The 17,129-nt window shown below is 58.5% G+C and carries 13 protein-coding genes; 6 read left to right on the top strand and 7 right to left on the bottom strand.

The genetic code is table 11. The features are described from left to right. The first annotated feature begins 135 nt into the window (after positions 1-135). Positions 136-597, top strand: coding sequence for a hypothetical protein (locus ACVWSC_RS11820; RefSeq protein ID WP_442113813.1), 462 nt, complete (start codon positions 136-138; stop codon positions 595-597). 552 nt (positions 598-1,149) lie between these two features. Next, positions 1,150-1,896 (top strand): phospholipase D-like domain-containing protein, encoded by a 747-nt coding sequence (locus ACVWSC_RS11815; RefSeq protein WP_442113812.1) that lies wholly within the window; start codon positions 1,150-1,152, stop codon positions 1,894-1,896. Positions 1,897-2,037: 141 nt separating this feature from the next. Here ACVWSC_RS11815 and ACVWSC_RS11810 read toward each other — a convergent pair whose 3' ends face one another. Further along, positions 2,038-2,724, bottom strand: coding sequence for a hypothetical protein (locus ACVWSC_RS11810; RefSeq protein ID WP_442113811.1), 687 nt, complete (start codon positions 2,722-2,724; stop codon positions 2,038-2,040). 439 nt (positions 2,725-3,163) lie between these two features. Between ACVWSC_RS11810 and ACVWSC_RS11805 the strand changes: the two genes are divergently transcribed. The 4 genes from ACVWSC_RS11805 (at position 3,164) to ACVWSC_RS11790 (ending at position 8,471) form a co-directional block, all read left to right on the top strand. After that, complete coding sequence (locus tag ACVWSC_RS11805) at positions 3,164-3,856, top strand: response regulator transcription factor (protein WP_442113810.1); 693 nt, start codon at positions 3,164-3,166, stop codon at positions 3,854-3,856. Then, positions 3,856-5,202 (top strand): HAMP domain-containing sensor histidine kinase, encoded by a 1,347-nt coding sequence (locus tag ACVWSC_RS11800; RefSeq protein ID WP_442113809.1) that lies wholly within the window; start codon positions 3,856-3,858, stop codon positions 5,200-5,202. The genes ACVWSC_RS11805 and ACVWSC_RS11800 overlap by 1 nt, the downstream gene beginning before the upstream one ends. A 75-nt stretch (positions 5,203-5,277) precedes the next feature. Further along, a complete protein-coding gene (locus ACVWSC_RS11795; RefSeq protein ID WP_442113808.1) occupies positions 5,278-7,509 on the top strand; it encodes a TonB-dependent siderophore receptor in 2,232 nt (743 codons plus the stop codon). 68 nt (positions 7,510-7,577) lie between these two features. Then, the gene (locus ACVWSC_RS11790; protein WP_442113807.1) at positions 7,578-8,471 is read left to right on the top strand and encodes an alpha/beta hydrolase; all 894 of its coding nucleotides are present in this window, start codon (positions 7,578-7,580) and stop codon (positions 8,469-8,471) included. A 149-nt stretch (positions 8,472-8,620) separates the two neighbouring features. On the opposite strand, the gene ACVWSC_RS11785 is transcribed toward ACVWSC_RS11790, so the two are convergent. The 6 genes from ACVWSC_RS11785 to ACVWSC_RS11760 form a co-directional block, all read right to left on the bottom strand. Continuing rightward, entirely contained in the window at positions 8,621-11,173 is a 2,553-nt protein-coding gene (locus ACVWSC_RS11785) for a TonB-dependent siderophore receptor (protein WP_442113806.1), read from the bottom strand. Between the two features lie 101 nt (positions 11,174-11,274). Then, positions 11,275-12,282, bottom strand: a complete 1,008-nt coding sequence (locus ACVWSC_RS11780) for a FecR family protein (protein ID WP_442113805.1) — start codon at positions 12,280-12,282, stop codon at positions 11,275-11,277. After that, the gene (locus ACVWSC_RS11775) at positions 12,279-12,896 is read right to left on the bottom strand and encodes an RNA polymerase sigma factor (RefSeq protein ID WP_442113804.1); all 618 of its coding nucleotides are present in this window, start codon (positions 12,894-12,896) and stop codon (positions 12,279-12,281) included. Before ACVWSC_RS11775 ends, ACVWSC_RS11780 begins: the two co-directional genes overlap by 4 nt. Before the next feature lie 108 nt (positions 12,897-13,004). Then, the gene (locus tag ACVWSC_RS11770; RefSeq protein ID WP_442113803.1) at positions 13,005-14,333 is read right to left on the bottom strand and encodes an amidohydrolase; all 1,329 of its coding nucleotides are present in this window, start codon (positions 14,331-14,333) and stop codon (positions 13,005-13,007) included. 89 nt (positions 14,334-14,422) lie between these two features. Continuing rightward, the gene (locus ACVWSC_RS11765) at positions 14,423-15,745 is read right to left on the bottom strand and encodes an OprD family outer membrane porin (RefSeq protein ID WP_442113802.1); all 1,323 of its coding nucleotides are present in this window, start codon (positions 15,743-15,745) and stop codon (positions 14,423-14,425) included. A 68-nt stretch (positions 15,746-15,813) separates the two neighbouring features. After that, entirely contained in the window at positions 15,814-17,115 is a 1,302-nt protein-coding gene (locus tag ACVWSC_RS11760) for an MFS transporter (RefSeq protein ID WP_442113801.1), read from the bottom strand. Between the last annotated feature and the right edge of the window lie 14 nt (positions 17,116-17,129).

Below are 17,129 nucleotides of genomic sequence, written 5' to 3'. Positions count from 1 at the left end.
GCGCCTCGCTGGTCAAGCCAACTTTAAATCCACAATCAATTTAATGAGCTCCCATCTAAACTGCTTGCTCGACAGCCTCTTAAGATGAACTAAGATAATCACAACTGATTAAAATAAAAATTACCCGGTAATTTTATGGACGACTTAGAGAATAGCCAGCGACTACTATGCTCCGAGCGTGTGCAGCGATGCCAAGCTGAGATGAGGGCCCATCAGTACTGGCTTGATATTTTGACACCGGTTAGATGGCTGATGGTGGGTGGCAGCACGCTACTCTCTGCTTTGGCAGGAGCAACGGTTCTCAGCAAACCAGAGCTATTTGGTGCTCATTGGGATGTGATAGGTGGTGTCCTTGCTCTTGTTTCTGCCGCGCTTATGGGGCTGCATTCAGTTTTAAAATGCGATGCTCATCAAAGTGAGTGCCATAGATTAATACAGGGTTTTTCGAGCTTGGAGTTGGCCTACCAGGCGGCGTCGACAAAGGCCGGTTCGGACTTAAATTCAACATTCAAGAAGCTGGAGGAAAAATTCCAAGACCTAATTGAGAAAGCTAATATTTCACCTCCTGGCTGGTGCCGAAAAAAAGCAGAACGTTGATTTGGGAATACGGATATCGTCCGAACAAATAATGCATGTCTTAGGTACACGCAATCGGACCAAATTTTTACTTGATGACTGGTTTTGGTCGATTGCGACGTAAAGCGAAAGTTAGCAATTGGCCGGTAGCAGTAAATATTGACTGGCAGCTATCGACCCAAAGCTGACTTTCGCGAAGGGCAATTACCGGCCAATAGCTGTCGGTGGCGATAGGCCAAAACTGTTAAAAGCAACGCGATAGCTGAATCATGGATTCTTATCCATCAAGTACCGAGCGATGGTCTCACTGACTTGTTCCGTATGCTGTTTTTGACTCTATTTTCGTACAGCGACAAGTGTTACCTTGTTTCTTTTCCGTTAAATCACCCCCATTTAAAACGGCGCATAATGTGTCAATCGTGGAGTAAATCGTGCGTTATGGCTTTGGCTATGGTATAGCTAAGCGTTAAATGCGTTAGCATTTCGAATTTCTCTCAAAAGAGACTGGCTAGATCGGTGTAGATATCATCCAGTCGATGACTCGTTAGTGGCCGTAACATAGGAGCAAATAAGTTGATTGATATGGATCTCAAGAGCCTAAAATTTAGGATGACTGATACAAACAACATCCGGCCAGAGCGTGTTTCGCAATCTGATAACTCTGTCACTGTCAAAAATGTTTCTCTCGTTGAGGCCCATTTTCGTGAAATCGAGAAAGTTATTGTCCGTAAGATATCATCATCAGAAGCAGTTGTTGGGTGTGTTGCTTGGTTAACCAGTTATGCAGTGCTTGATGCATTGGCGAAACTGAATGGAGGATGCTCTATCGTTCTACAAAAAGAGGATTTTCTGCGGCCGGATGTCGATCACACACCAACCTCATACAAAACGGTTCGTCAAAAATATGCATTACTGAAGGCGTTGGCGCCCTACTCATATGGTGAATTTCAAAAGAGTACGTTGGAATATTTGGATGATGGGGGTGAGATTGCCGACATAGCTATTCGATGTGTTGGGTATCGTCGCTTAACTGGTAAAGTACACCCTCTAATGCATCATAAGTTTTTAGTTTTCCTAAAGCCGGAAGATTGTGGCTACCCGCCTAAACCTTATGCGGTATGGACGGGATCATTTAACATGTCCGTAAATGCGACTCTTTCGCTGGAGAATGGACTGTTTATCGAGAGTGAGGAACTGGCGAATGCCTACTTTAATGAATGGTATAATACTCTAATGATTTCTGAGGAGTTGGACTGGAAAGTAGAAACGCCACAGCCTACGATTCAGTATAATATTCTGGATTCAAATGTCCTGCCTTGAAGAGGCTGGTGGGTGTGTGCTTTTGTGCGAAGCTTTGTTTTTGGAGCAACTGTTAATTGAGCAGCGACTAAAGAGTCGTGTTGGTTACACGTACACTCTTGGCCGATTGTTGCCCACCGCTGGACCAGCGCCAGAAGCTCTTTATTCACAATTTAGTAGTGTTCCATCGTGGAAAAAATGCACGGATCGAGAGCCAGCAGAATAAGAGCCGGAGCTTGTTTGTCGTAACTCTCCGTGTCTTGATAGGCGTTTGAGCCGTTCTGCTCGCGATATGCTGGGAGCGCAGTGATCAAGGCGACTCTGATCTTCTTTTACATCGAGCGCAAGGTCTGGCGGCACCTTGGTTTCCAGGGTCCATTCGACCTGAAGATGCTGAAACCTCTTGTAGTCCTCGATTGAGACATATTCTTGCAGTTGGGTTCGAAGGCCAAGTTTCTCGCCCTTCGCGCCTACGATGCCACTAAATTCGGAAAGCTCGATTGGTTTGCTGAAGACTCTGAAGCCATCCAAGTCGACGAAGTAGATGATGAGTTGTGCTTTCTGGTTTCGTTCAGCCAAACGAGGGTCCGATAGGTAGGCTGGATATCCGACGACATCTACGGATAACAAAAGCTTCCCGGACACAACCTTTGTTTTAGCCTGAAGTTGTAAGCCGAGATTCGTGCTGAGGTCTGCTGACCACTCCTTAATGGTCTCGTACTGCTTGGCCTGGCTGCTCCTGTAGCTATCGGTTGCCCAGGAGAAAAGCACGATCGAAATCGCGAGAGCTAAACCTGCAAGGAAGAGGCCTGTGGTGAGTTTCGCTGCAGCGAGAAGAAAGCTCTTCATAATGAAGCCTAGCTACTATTGGGCGACATTACTGTCGCATTAAGACACTACAGCAATGTCGTATACGTTCTTTGTCGTCCCATAAACCCTGGCTTAGCTAGGAGGGAGTCGCAGCAAACGCGACATAGCCCAAAGAGAAAAGCTACATGGATGACCGCGAGTTCGACGCGGTAAAGATTCAGCGCAACAACGAGACGCTACCAATTTGCCACGAACCTGTCTACCGACTGCTTCTGGCCGATAGCAGCCGTTAACGGCAGGCAGAAAACACCCATCACTGCAGACCCTGTTGCCAAGCAGGCACCGCAGTGGATATCCCGCACTTCCCCCGTGTACGCACCGGTCCGGCACCTCGTCCAAAGCCCCCCTGGTATTGCCATCCCCCTGCCCGCAGTGGGATCATTCGTATTTGCAACCAATTCTCATTAAAGGCCCTCCTGTGTCGCCCACGTTGCTCCTTGCTGAAGACGATCCGTACCTGCGTCAAGACCTGGAACGTCACTTCCAGCGCCGAGGCTTTACCGTCACTGCCTGCGAAACCGGCACTCAGGCGTTGAGTGCGGTGCAGCGGGGTGGTTTTGATTTGCTGCTGCTAGACATCATGCTGCCGGGCGTCGATGGCCTGCGCCTGTTGGACGAGCTGCGTCGCGATCAGTCGGTGCCGGTGATGTTGATGTCGGCACTGGGCGCCGAGCAGGACCGTATCAGTGGTTTTACCCGTGGCGCAGATGACTACTTGCCCAAGCCGTTCAGCCTCGCCGAGCTTGATGCGCGGGTCGATGCGCTGTTGCGCCGTGTTGCCCTGGACAGACGCCAGGCCCAAGCCAGCAACGACGCTGGATTGACCCTCGACCAGAATGCCCAGGATCTTGTGCATCAAGGTCGCAGCGCCGGGCTTACCGGTTCCGAGTACCGTTTGTTTGCCACCTTGCGCGCCCATCCCGGGGAAGCCTTGAGCAAGGCCTTTCTCTATCAGACGGTGCTGCACCGCGCCTTTACCAGCCTGGACCGTGGCCTGGACGTGCACGTGTGCAATCTGCGGCGTAAGCTGGCCGATATCGGCGCGCAGCATTTGCAGATCCAAGCGGTGCGTGGCCAGGGTTATATCCTGGTCGACGCGCAGATGTCCTGATGCGTCGTCACCCCCTGCTGTGGAAGCTGGCGGCGTTGCAGGTTGGCTTTTGTCTGCTGCTGACGTGGTTGATCTGGACCTGGGGCTTGTCGGTCGAGCGCAGCACGTACTTTCTCAGCCCGGCAGATCAGCAGTACCTGGCGCGCTATGCACAGCAAGCCGAGGCCGCTTGGCACAACGATGGCGCTGCCGGTGTCGAGGCCTATCGCAATCAACTGCAACGCGCCGAAAATACCTGGGTGGCCGTGGTCGGCCCGCGCCTGGAGAGCCTTGGCAACACCGCGCTGAGCGCCGAGGAAGCTGGACATCTGACCTTCATGCGCAAGCTCGATTGGCCGATGAGCCGACGCCTGCAAGATGAGCTGCCGTACGTCAGTATCGAGTTTCCCGAGCGGCCAGCCGATGGCCGCCTGGTCATCCAGTTGCCTGAACGTCTGCTACCCACCGGCCTGACACCCTGGACCCATATCATCACTCACGGGGTAGCGCCTACGTTGCTCGCCTTGCTGTTGGGCCTGGCCCTGTACCGTCAGTTGGTGGTGCCGCTGAACCGCTTGCGCTCGCGCGCCGATGCCCTGCGCGCCGACGACCTCGAGAGCCCGGGCCTGCCCTTACAAGAGCGGCGCGACGAACTGGGCGAGCTGGCTCAGGCGTTCGAACACATGGCCAGGCGCCTGCGCCAGAGCCTTGAACAGCAACGTTTACTGTTGCGCACCTTGTCTCACGAACTGCGTACACCACTGGCGCGGCTGCGCATCGCCCATGACAGCCACTTGCCGCCCGAGCAACTGCGTGAGCGCTTGGGCCGTGAAGTGGACGATATGCAAAAGCTGTTGGTCGACACCCTCGACTTGGCTTGGATGGACACCCAACACCCGCAGTTGCCCACAGAACCGGTGCTGGTGCTTTCGGTCTGGGAAGCGCTGTGCGAAGACGCCTGCTTCGAAAGCGGCTGGGCGCACACCCGCCTGCCCTGCACGCTTGGCACCGACTGCCAGGTGCAGGCCCACCTGAACAGCCTGGCTCAAGCCATGGAAAACCTGTTGCGCAACGCCATCCGCCATTCACCGCCCAGCGGTGTGATCAGCCTCGACGGTTGGCGCGAAGGCGATCACTGGCACCTGCGTCTGCGCGACCAGGGCCCGGGCGTGCCCGAGGCCGATCTGGAGCGTGTTTTCGCGCCCTATCAGCGCCTGGCCGACAGCGGTGCGGGTTTCGGCCTGGGGCTGGCCATCGCCCGGCGCGGCATCGAACTGCAAGGCGGGCGCCTGTGGGCCAGCAATGCGCAACCAGGTTTGTGCCTGCATATCGTGTTGCCAGCAAGCGACAAATGTTTAGAAAGTTAATGAGCTTTACTCTCAAATAAGACTGACTATCATCTGCGACCTCTTACCTTCCGCACGATGTTCCGGAGATCGAAGATGTCGCCCCGTTCGCTGCCCCTCGCCCCTTTTCTGCTGCTGACCAGCTGCCTGCTGGCCAATGCTGTGCAGGCTGCCACCACTGCGTCACAACCCGTCGAGCTGGAAAGCCAGAATGTGGTGGCCACAGCGCTGGAAGAGACCAAACAGGCCCCTGGCGTGTCGGTGATCACCGCAGAAGACATCAAGAAACGCCCTCCGGCCAATGACCTGTCGCAGATCATCCGCACCATGCCTGGGGTCAACCTGACCGGTAACTCCACCAGCGGCCAGCGCGGCAACAACCGCCAGATCGACATTCGCGGCATGGGCCCGGAGAACACCTTGGTTCTGGTCGACGGCAAACCTGTCAGCAGCCGCAGCTCGGTGCGCTACGGCTGGCGGGGTGAGCGCGATTCGCGCGGCGATACCAACTGGGTACCGGCCGACCAGGTCGAGCGCATCGAAGTGATTCGCGGCCCGGCAGCCGCACGCTACGGCTCCGGGGCCATGGGTGGGGTGGTGAACATCATCACCAAACAGGCGACCAGCGGAACCCACGGCAACGCCACGGTTTACCAGAACTTCCCCCAGCACGGTGACGAAGGCGCGACCAAACGCATGAGTTTCGGCCTCAACGGGCCGCTCACCGACAACCTCAGCTATCGCGTGTACGGCAACGTGGCCAAGACTGACGCGGATGACTGGGACATCAACCAGGGCCATGAGTCGGCGCGCACCGGCAACCAGGCCGGCACCCTCCCAGCGGGCCGCGAAGGCGTACGCAACAAAGACCTCAATGGCCAACTGACCTGGCGCCTGAGCCCGGAACAGAGCCTGGCATTTGAAGCAGGCTTCAGCCGTCAGGGCAACATCTATACCGGCGACACGCAGAACACCAACTCCAATGCCAACGTAAAAAGCATGCTCGGCAAGGAAACCAACCGGCTGTACCGCGAAAGCTACGCCCTCACCCACAACGGTGACTGGGACTTCGGCAGCTCCATGGCCTACCTGCAATACGAGAAAACCCGCAATTCGCGCATTAACGAAGGCTTGGCCGGCGGCACCGAAGGTATCTTCAGCAGCACCGACTTCTACACCTCGACCCTGCGCGACCTCACGGCACATGGCGAGCTTAATCTGCCACTGCACGCCTGGCGCGACCAGACCCTGACACTGGGCGCCGAGTGGAGCCAGCAAAAGCTCGATGACCCAAGCGCCAACACCCAGTCAACCAGCGAAGGCGGCGCCGTCGATGGCCTGGCCAGCAGCGGCCGCGACACCACTTCGCAGGCGCAGATCGTCTCGTTGTTTGCCGAGGACAACATCGAACTGTTGCCCGGCACCATGCTCACCCCGGGCCTGCGCTTTGACCATCACAGCATCGTCGGCGACAACTGGAGCCCCTCGCTCAACCTGTCGCATGCGCTGACAGACACCCTGACCCTCAAGGCCGGTATCGCGCGCGCCTACAAAGCGCCGAACCTGTACCAGCTCAACCCCGATTACCTGCTCTACAGCCGAGGCCAGGGCTGCTACGGCCAAACCACCAGTTGCTACCTGCAGGGCAACGAAAACCTCGATGCCGAAACCAGCGTCAACAAAGAGCTGGGGATCGAGTTCAAGCACAACGGCTGGGTCGCCGGGCTGACGTACTTTCGCAACGACTACAAAAACAAAATCGACTCGGGGCTAAGCCCTGTCGGCAGTGCCAGCGGTGGCACAGGCGCCAACGCCAACGCTGCGGTCTATCAGTGGGAGAACATTCCCAAGGCCCTGGTAGAGGGACTGGAAGGCACTTTGACCATTCCGCTGAGCGCGCAGCTGACCTGGAGCAACAACCTGACGTACATGCTGCAATCGAAAAACAAAACCACGGGCGAAACGCTGTCGGTGACGCCGGACTACACCCTCAACTCGATGCTCGACTGGCAGGCCAACGAAGATCTGTCGATGCAATTGAGCGTCGCGTGGTACGGCAAGCAGACACCGAAAAAGTACGACTATCATGGTGATCGGGTAACCGGCAGTGCCAACGACCAGCTTTCGCCCTACGCGTTGGTGGGTATCAGCGGTACCTACGCCATAACCAAGAACCTGAGCCTGACCACCGGGATGGACAACCTGTTCGACAAACGCTTGTTCCGGGCCGGCAACGCTCAAGGCGTCAACGGCATCGAAGGCGCTGGCGCTGCCACCTACAACGAACCAGGTCGCACGTTCTACACCAGCCTGACTGCGTCCTTCTAAGCTGTTAACGCACCGCCTGCCTCACGATCAGTCGGTGCCTTGGCATGAAGCCACAACGAGAACGCCACATGAACAAGACCCCCTTACTATTGGCGTGGGCACTGAGCTTAGTGACGTGCGGCCTTACTCAGGCGCAGCCGGTGCACGAGCAGAAGATGGACACCAGCCTGTTGCAGCATCAGGAACTGGCGTATTTCTTCACGTCCCTGCATCTGAACTCTGCCGACGGCAAGCGTCACTATCAGCTGTGGGTTGGCCGCCCCGACCGCCCCGCCCCCGCTGCAGGCTACCCGGTGCTGTGGATGCTCGACGGCAATGCCGCCATCGGCGCCTTGAGCCCCGAGCAATTGCACACCCTCGCCAAAGGCCAGGCACCGCTGCTGGTTGCCGTGGGCTATGAAACCGACCAGCGCATCGAGCGCAGTGCACGCACCTACGACTACACCCCACGCTTGCCTGGGAAAAGCGAACAACTCGACCCGCTGACCGGACAGCCCAGTGGTGGCGTGGATGAGTTTTTCGACTTGCTGAGTCAACGCATGCGCCCGATGGTGGCCAACGTTGCGCGGATCGATAACAGCCGGCAAACACTCTGGGGCCACTCCTACGGAGGGCTTGCGGTGCTGCACGCGCTGTTCACCCGCCCACATGAGTTCAGCACCTACGCGGCCGCCAGCCCTTCGCTATGGTGGCATGACGGCGCAATCGTGCAGGAAGCTGCAGGCTTACAGCAGCGGCTGGGCAACACGCATGCGCACCTGCTGCTGATGCGCGGTGGTGAGGAACCTTCACAGCCACGGGGGCCAAGCCAAGGCGATGCCGAGCGTCCAGCGCGCGAATTGGGTGAAAACCTGGCGACTGTGCCGGGGCTGAACGTCACCTTCAAACGCTTCGATGGCCTGGGGCATGGGCCGATGCTGCCAGCCTCGCTTGGCTGGGTGATAGCGGGGATGTCCGAGTAAGGTGGGAACACCTGGTACCCGCTGTGGGGGCGGGCTTGCCCCGCGATAGCGATCTCCCTGTCATATCGCATCGCGGGGCAAGCCCGCTCCCACCGAGCCTCTAATCCCCCCCAGAGCGGCCTCTGATGACCGGCTGCTATCTGACCGGGTCAGTAGCTGGCGCGCAGGGTGAGCGTAAAGTTGCGCGGTTCACCGTAGAAGTTGCCGTTCGCGGAGGTGCCGACGGTCTGGTAGTACTTCTTGTCGAAGATATTGTTGGCATTGACGGTCGCTGACCAGTTTTTATCGATCTGGTACTCCAGGCTCGAACTCCAGATGGCGTAGCCGGCTTGGATAAACTTGAACGCTTCGGCGGCACCGTCGTACTGCCCGCTATCCGGGTTGAAGGCGTTCACTGTGCCACTGCGGCCGTTGCTGCTTTGTGCGGTGACACCCATGCCCGCTTTCCACTTCTCCAAATCGCCTGGCAGACGGTAGGTGCCCCACAGTTTGAACAGATGCTTGGGCGTGACCGCCGCGTAAATGGCGCGACTGTCGTCATTGGCTTTGTCGATGGTGTGGTTATAGGTATAGCCGGCGAAGAGCTCGAGCCCTGTCAGCACTTCACCGCTGATCTCGGCGTCGAAGCCCTCGCTGATCACTTTCCCTTGGTTCAAGAAACAGCAGTTATACGCGCCGAACGCCAACGGGTAGCGCGGGTCTTGGATAGCGGCGCCCTCCTGCTCGATACGGTAGACCGCGAAGCTGGTGTTGACCTTGTCATCGAAGATCAGGCCTTTGAGGCCGACCTCATAATTCTTCGATGTAGCCGCGTCCAGAGTCTGGTTCGGGTATGCCTGCTGAAGGAACTGCGGCTTGTAGGTCTCGGCGTAACTGACGTAGGTGGTCCATTGCGTGGTCAGGTCATACGTCAGCCCTGCGTAAGGCGTGGTCACGCCTTTTTCTTTGAACCGGCGATGGTACGGGGCTGGGTCGTCCAGTACGTTGCCGAAGTCGTCAAAGAAGACTTCCACGTCTCGGTATTTGTAGGTTGCAACACGGGCGCCGAGTATCAGCTTGGTGCTGTCGCTCAGCGACAGACGAGTCATGCCGTAATAGCCGTACTTCTCGGTCGTGTTGTCATCGGTCTTGTTCGGCAGGCTCCCCAGGTCGGCTGGGCGTTCGAGGTCGAAGATATTGACCGGGAGGAAGTTGTCGTTGCCCCAGCGCTGCACGGTATAGCCATCGGCATGGGAGTAGTCGGCGCCTAGCAACACGTCGTGACGCAAGTCGAACATGTCGAAGCCGCCTTTGAAGTAGCTGTTTATTCCTTTGCGCTCCAGGCCCGTCTTGGCTGGGAAGTGCAGCCATATTGGGCCCTGCAAGGTGACTGGATCGACCGCGCCGTTGGCGAACAGCGAGTTGGCGTCGCGATCCATGTCCATGTAAGTCAGGTCGCTGGTCCAGACCCAGTCCTCGTTGAAGTTGTGATCGAGCTTGAGGTAGGCCTGTTTGGTCTTGTCGTGCACGGTGTCCCAGGTGGTGACGAACGCAGTTTTGCGCGATAAGCCGATGTCGTCGCCGTTCTTGTAGCGCGGCAGGCCGCCGAAGTTGGAGATACCTTCGCTTTCCTGGTAACTACCGCCGATGGTGAGTAGGGTATTGGGACTCAGGTCGAACTCTAGCGATCCGTAGAATAGATGCTTCTCCATATTGGCCACGTCGTAGAAGAACTTGTTGTTCTGGTAGGCCATGCCCAGCCTGCCCCGAATGTTGCCGGCCTGGGTGAGAGGACCGGTGGCGTCGAGTTCGGTACGATAGGTGTCCCAACTACCGGCCGAGGTGGAGAACTTGAGTTGGTTGTGGTCCAGGGCGCGCTTGCGCACCAGGTTAATACTGCCGCCCGGGTTGCCGCTGCCGGAATAGAGTCCGTCGACCCCACGAAGAAACTCGACATGGTCATATTGCGCCAGATCCAACTGGCTGATCGAGCCATAGCCGGAAATCGACGTGTCCATGGGCGCGCCACCGTCGAACTGAATGTTCGACACAGCGAAGCCACGAGAGAAAAAGTTAGTGTCGTTGCCCAGCGAAGAGCCGGAGGCACCGTTCTTCTGCAGGGTGACACCCGTGGTCTTGTCCAGTGCGTCGGTCAGCGTGGTGAGGTTTTGGTCCTCGATGCGTTGGCGAGTAACCACGGATACCGAGTGAGGGACTTCCTTGATTGACTGGGCGACTTTGCTGCCGACGATGGTGGTGCCAGTTGTGTAAGAACCGGTGTTCTCAGTAGTGTTGCCTAGCCCTTGGCTCTCGATGGTGGTCGCGTCGAGCTTGACGGCGCTGCCTTCGCCCTCCTGTTTGTACAGATAGGCCTGGTTATTTTGCGCTAGGGTGAAGTTCAGCCCTGTCCCCCGGAGCAATTGCGTCAGGGCCGCGGCAGGCGTGTAGTAGCCACGCACCGCTGTCGATGTCAGGTCGCGGGTCAATTGACCGTCGGCGAACAACTGGATACCGCTAATGGCCGACCACTCCAGGATCGCCGCATCCAGTGCCTGGGCTTCAATGCTGTATTGGCGGTCCGTTGACTGCGTGATGCTGCTGGGTTGCGCCAAGATCGCCTCGGGCAATGCGGCCAAGCAGCCCAAGGCACCAACAAGCACCAAGGGTTTGAAGCGTACGAGCACTGGCGTATCGGACGCCAGGCGCAGGGGGCTATTGAACATTGGGTAGTGGATTCCGTCGTATTGGCAGCGTTATTCGCAAATCATTCCCGTTTGCGATAAGCCTTATGACGGACGGCGAAGAAAAGACAACGATGCCTGATCTATTTTTTTTCGACTTTTTTTTCGTCGACGCGGATCAGTGTGAGCCAAGGGCCGACAGTGGTGATTCGAAGCGGCAGGATCACTTGTAGACTATCCAGAGCCTGTACCGGATTGCGGGCATCGAACGCGGCCGTCACCGACAGCTCCTGGAGAGCCTTATCACTCATGAGCAAGTGAGCCTCGGAATAGCGCTGTAACTGCTCGATGACCTGAGGCAATGGCGTGTCTTTGAAGACTAGGCGCTGTTCTCGCCAGGAAAGCTGCTGACTCACATTGATGGCTTGGCTAGTGCTCAGGCCGGCGTGGCCGAAGCTCAGCGCTTGGCCTTCTTCAACATCTGCCTGCTTGCCGTTATGCGTCAGCCTGACCGCGTGCTCGGTCACCACCACCTGGCCCTGGTCGCCATCAAAGCGCACATCGAATGCGGTACCCAAAGCACGAAGGCTGCTGTCTCCTGCCTCGACGATGAAGGGCCGCTCGGGGTTGGCCGCGACCTTGAACCAGGCCTCGCCCCGGTACAGCCGAATTCGCCGCTCACCCGCGCTGTACTTCACATCCAGTGAGGTTTGCGGTGCGAGTTGCAGGGTCGAGCCGTCATCCAGTTGCCAACTGCGCGTCTGCGCCACGGTGGTCCGGTAGTCAGCCCATCGTTCAGGGCCGAGCGCAACCAACGTCACCCCTAGCAATAGTGCAGCAGCACTGGCCCAACCTACCCAGGCCGTGGCAGCTCTGCGACGCGGTGCCGTGGGATTAGCGTTGGCATAAGCCCGGGCGATGAGCGTGGTGCCCCCCCATACCTGGCATGCTCGCTGCCAGGCTGGCGGGTGAGAACAATCCGCTGCCAACCAGCGCTCGAACGCCTGGCGATCATCCTCGGTCGCGCTCGTGTCGTGCAAGCGCACGCACCATTCCAGCGCCTGGTCGAGAGGGCTTGGTATGTCTTGTCCGGACATGCGCGAAGGTACTGACGGGCCGTTGGGAGGCCGATAGTCTACCGGTCCTTTCATTGCATTGCCTGCTCAATGCATTTCAGCGCCTTAACCATCTGCGAGACCACAGTGCTCTTTGAGATGTTCAAGCGCTCGGCCACCTGCTGGTGGTCCAGTCCTTCAAGACGGCAAAGGATAAATACCTCGCGGCAACGCGGCGGCAGGTTCTCGACAACCGTGACCAGTCGCTGCAGCTGTTTGCTTAGCTGCACCGAGTGTAAGGGGTCAATGCTGTGCGCTGGCACTTGCTCGACGATCTCGGGATCGGCCTGTACCTCAATGCCCAATGCCTGACGGCGACGTATATCCAGGCCAAGGTTACGGGCAATGCGGAATATATAGGCGCGGGGGTTGCCGATGTGTTGGTTCAGTGCGCGGCTTGCGACGCGTAGCCAGGTTTCCTGGGCGATGTCTTCGGCAAGATTGGTGTTTCCAAACTGACGAACCAAGTAGCCGTGGAGCGCTTCGCGATTCTCCATGAACGCAGCTAACAGGTCTTCGCGATCTTGCGACATTCGCCTTAAATCCAGTGCACCCTCGACAGGAGAAAAGTCTAACATTGAATGAAAAGTATTCTCAATGTGCTGGCTGACGCAAGCCTGATAGTTCGGCCTTTTCAGAGCTTGCCTCATAGTGGGAATTACATGCGCAGTCTCATGCCTGAAGCTGGCCATCTGATGATGCTTGAACAGCCTCAGGCATTTGCACAGACGATTGCGCAGATTCTCGATAACGGCTGATCAAGCCCCGCTATCGCGCTCCGGGTAATTGAGCACGAACTGCACGTGTGCTTTCACGCCGGTCGCCAGGGTAGCGTCATCGGCGACGAAGTACGGGCTGTGGTTGTTGGCCACCTTGCTCATGTCTTCGCCCACAGGCGTGGCGCCGAGGAATACAAACAGGCCCGGCACTTTCTGTGCGTAGAAGGCAAAGTCTTCGCTGGGCGACAGCGATGCGGGCAGGCGCTCTACTTTGCCGGGCGCGGCTTTTTCCAGGGCGGGCAGCATGGCCTGGGTCAGGGCCGGGTTGTTCACGGTTACCGGCGCATACGGCACCAACTGCAGGCTGGCTTTGGTCGCGTAGCTGCTGGCGATGCTTTCAACCATCGACGGCATTTTCTCGAGGATGCCAGCGCGGATGTCCGGGTGGTTGGAACGGATGGTCCCGGTCATTACCACCGACTGCGGAATGATGTTGCTGGCAGTGCCGCCATTGATCGAACCCACGCTGATCACGCCCATGCCCTTGGTCAGGTCAGTGCGTCGGCTTACCAGGGTCTGCAGGCCGTTGACGATCTGTGCGCTGGCGACAATCGGGTCGGTGCCGGTCCAGGGTGCGGATCCGTGGGTCTGGTTGCCGCTGACGGTGATGCGGAATTCGTCATCGCTGTTCAGCACCGGGCCGTCTTTGTAATACAGATGCCCGGTCGGGTAGCCGGCCATGACATGCACGCCAAACACGGCTTCTACCTTCGGCGAGTCGAGCGCGCCGTCGCGAATCATGGCGCGGGCGCCGGCCACGCTCTGGGTGTCGAAGTCGTCGGCATCTGCCGCGCCCTCCTCCGCTGGCTGGAACAGGAACACCACGGTACCGGCGACCTGCTCGCGGTGCTCGGCCAGTACCTTGGCCGCGCCCAGCAGCATGGCGGTGTGGGTATCGTGACCACAAGCATGCATCACGGGCACAGTTTTGCCCAAGCGCACACCTTGCGCCTTGCTGGCGAACGGCAGGCCGGTCATTTCTTCTACCGGCAAGGCATCCATGTCGGCACGCAGGGCAATCACCGGGCCGGGCTTGCCGCCTTTGAGCACGCCCACCACGCCGGTCTTGCCAACACCGGTACGTACCTCAATACCCGCTGCACGCAGCTGCTTGGCCACCAGCGCCGAGGTGCGCAGCTCCATGTTGCCCAGCTCCGGGTGCTGGTGGATGTCGTGGCGCCACTCGATCACTTGCGGGTTGACCGCCGTCACTGCGGCTTCGACCCAGTCGGTCTGGGCCGCCTGGCTCGCCGAGGCGACCAGCACACTCAAAAGACTGAAGGATAAACAGGCAGGTTTGATTCGCATGGTTGAAGCTCCGCTGAAGTATTGTTGTTGTCGGATTTTTACTGATTGGCTGAGGTGACCCGCCGCGCAGGTCACCCTGGGCATTACGCTTAGAAGAGGCGCAGCGGCCATTCGACGATGATCATGTGCATGCTGATGTCGCCGTCTGGCTGACCGCGCATGGCGTTGTGGTAACCCTCGCGCAGGCGCACTTTCATGCCTTTGGCGCTGCCGCTCTGCACCACGTAGCGGGCTTCCAGGTCGAGTTCCTGATGCTGTGCATCGTCAGCCGCCGACCAGGCCTGGAAGTTGGGATTGGGGGAGGTGCTGATGTCGTAGCCGTACACGTAGCGACCCATGAAGCTCAAACCCGGCACGCCGTAGGGCGTCATGTCCAGGTCGTAGCGCAGTTGCCAGGACTTTTCGTTGGGGCCGTTGAAGTCCGAGGCCATGACCGGGTTGCTCAAGTAGATCGAGTTGCCGAAGGCGCCAGAGCCGTTGTTGCCAAAGCCGATGTAGTCGAACGGGGTGTCGCCGATGATCCGCTGAAAGCCAAGGCTGACCTTGTGGTTGAGCCAGGTATAGGCAACCTGGGTGGAGAACGCCGTGGTATCGATGTCACCGGCCAGGGCCTGGCCTGCGTCGTTGGTGCGGTAGCCGTTCACATCCAGGTCGATCCGCGACGCGCGGTCGAGGGTCCAGCTGTAGGTGCTGCCCAGGTAATACTGGTGCCACAGGTCTTCGAAGTCAGCGCCATAGGTGCTCATCGACCAGTGATCATTCAACGCATAGCGCCCACCGGCAAAATCCACCGCGCGCGTTTCGATGTTGGCGTAGTTGGCCCACAGCCCGCCTTTGCTGCTGGTCGAAGACGGCTCGGTGCCGGCGGTGAAGTGCCCGCCTTCAAGCAGTAGCCCGGCGATGTCCTGGCTACTCAGCAAAAAACCGGTGGCGGTGCTGGGGAATACGCGGGTGTCGGAGGTGGCGAACACCGGGTTGGTCACCTGCATCTGCCCATAGCGCAGCTGGCTTTGCGCATAGCGCGCCTTGATCAGCGCACCGGCCCTGCCAAAACTGCGCTGGGCTTCGCCGTGTTTGTTCATCTGAACGGTGCCGTAGCCGGCATGGCCGTCGCCACCATCGAGCTTGAAGCCACTGTAGGCAAAGGCATCAACGCCCAGGCCCAGCGTGCCTTGGGTGAAGCCGGAGGCAAAATTGGCTTTCAATCCCAGCGACACATCGCGCGGGTCGCGTCGGTTATGCGGGCGGCGGTCATGACCGTCGCCTTTGATCTGGTTATTGAGGATCACCGAGCGGGTGCTCAGGGTCAGCTCGCTGTCTTCGATAAAGCCGTGTTCAGCCGCCGTTGCCAGCAGCGGAAAAACAGCCACGCAGGCAACCGCCAACGGCCGCGAAGTCGAGAGAAAGGTCATGCAGTTATCCATCGCAAGGGGCGCTTTGAGCGCTTGTTGTTATTGTTCAACCGCCTTTTGCAGACGGCTCAGTTCAACGGTTGGCCGGCGGTCTCCTTGACCAGCGAGAGTCCGGCCAGGGTGGCGCTTACGCAGAGCATCACGTAGAACGCCGGAGCATGGCTGTCACCGGTGAGGCTGATCAGGCCGGTGGCAAAGAACTGCGCGAAGCCGCCGAAGATCGACACGCCCAGGCAGTACACAATCGACAGCCCGGAGGCGCGAATGGCCCGCGGGAACAGCTCGGTGAGCATCACCACCGACGGCCCGGTGATCAGCACCAGAAAGAACGTGCACACCAGCGATACCGACAGCAAGGCGAGCAGCGTCGGGTAATGGGTCATCAGCACGAATGCCGGGTAGATCAACAGCAGCATCGGAATACTGCCGAGCACGATGGTGCGGCGTCGGCCAATGCGGTCACTGAGTTTGCCCGCCCACAGCGACAGCACGATCTGCACCAAAGCGCCCAGGCATGAGGCGCCGATGCCCATGGACATCGGCAGCTTGAGCACGGCGACGCTGTAGTTGGTCATGTAGTCGAGCACGATGTAGCTGCTGGCAGTGCCGCCAATGGTCATCAGTACACCGGCAACCAGCACACGGCGGTATCGGGTAAAGATCAGCTTCAGCGCTGGCGTCCGTACTTCGCCCGGTGCTTCTTGCTCTGCGGTTTCCTGCAAGTGGCGGCGAATGTACACACCTAGCGGCAGAATCAGCAGACCGAGCAGGAACGGCATGCGCCAGCCCCAGCTTTCCAGGGCTTCGGCACTCAGGCTCAGGGTCAGCGCCAGGCTCACCAGCGAGCCCAACAGAAAGCTCAAGCCCTGGCTGAAGAACTGCCAGCTGCCGTAAAAGCCGCGGTTGTGGTCGCCTGCGTACTCCATCAGCATCGCCGTCGACGCCCCCACTTCGCCGCCAATGGCAAAGCCTTGCACCAGGCGTGCAGCGACAATCATCAGCGGCGCTGCCAGGCCGATTTGCGCATAGGTTGGCGTGCAGGCCAGCAGCGCCGAGCCGATGGCCATGAGGCTCAAGGTCAGTAACATCGCCGGGCGACGGCCGACACGGTCGGCATAAGCACCAATGATCACCCCACCCAACGGGCGCATCACAAAACCCAGGCCGAACGTCGCCAGCGCCAGCAACAGCTGGCTGATCTCACTCTGCGCCGGGAAATACTGACGGCCGATCAGCGTGGCGAAAAAGCTGAACACCGAGAACTCGAAGAACTCCAGCGCCGAACCAACGGTGATCGCGGCAATCGCCCGGGCACTGATCGGCGGGCGCACAACGGCGGCAGGCGCCGCCTGCATAACGGTAACAGACATGACAACTCCTCTGG

This window comes from Pseudomonas sp. NUPR-002, from assembly GCF_056322725.1.
This window is presented reverse-complemented; position numbering and strand designations above follow the sequence as displayed.

Excerpts from the sequence above, each read along its gene's own strand:
- ACVWSC_RS11780 (WP_442113805.1), bottom strand. The coding sequence starts at position 12,282 with ATGAAAGGACCGGTAGACTATCGGCCTCCCAACGGCCCGTCAGTACCT.
- ACVWSC_RS11790 (WP_442113807.1), top strand. The coding sequence starts at position 7,578 with ATGAACAAGACCCCCTTACTATTGGCGTGGGCACTGAGCTTAGTGACG.
- ACVWSC_RS11810 (WP_442113811.1), bottom strand. The coding sequence starts at position 2,724 with ATGAAGAGCTTTCTTCTCGCTGCAGCGAAACTCACCACAGGCCTCTTC.
- ACVWSC_RS11770 (WP_442113803.1), bottom strand. The coding sequence starts at position 14,333 with ATGCGAATCAAACCTGCCTGTTTATCCTTCAGTCTTTTGAGTGTGCTG.
- ACVWSC_RS11775 (WP_442113804.1), bottom strand. The coding sequence starts at position 12,896 with ATGAGGCAAGCTCTGAAAAGGCCGAACTATCAGGCTTGCGTCAGCCAG.
- ACVWSC_RS11800 (WP_442113809.1), top strand. The coding sequence starts at position 3,856 with ATGCGTCGTCACCCCCTGCTGTGGAAGCTGGCGGCGTTGCAGGTTGGC.
- ACVWSC_RS11760 (WP_442113801.1), bottom strand. The coding sequence starts at position 17,115 with ATGTCTGTTACCGTTATGCAGGCGGCGCCTGCCGCCGTTGTGCGCCCG.
- ACVWSC_RS11785 (WP_442113806.1), bottom strand. The coding sequence starts at position 11,173 with ATGTTCAATAGCCCCCTGCGCCTGGCGTCCGATACGCCAGTGCTCGTA.
- ACVWSC_RS11820 (WP_442113813.1), top strand. The coding sequence starts at position 136 with ATGGACGACTTAGAGAATAGCCAGCGACTACTATGCTCCGAGCGTGTG.
- ACVWSC_RS11765 (WP_442113802.1), bottom strand. The coding sequence starts at position 15,745 with ATGACCTTTCTCTCGACTTCGCGGCCGTTGGCGGTTGCCTGCGTGGCT.
- ACVWSC_RS11795 (WP_442113808.1), top strand. The coding sequence starts at position 5,278 with ATGTCGCCCCGTTCGCTGCCCCTCGCCCCTTTTCTGCTGCTGACCAGC.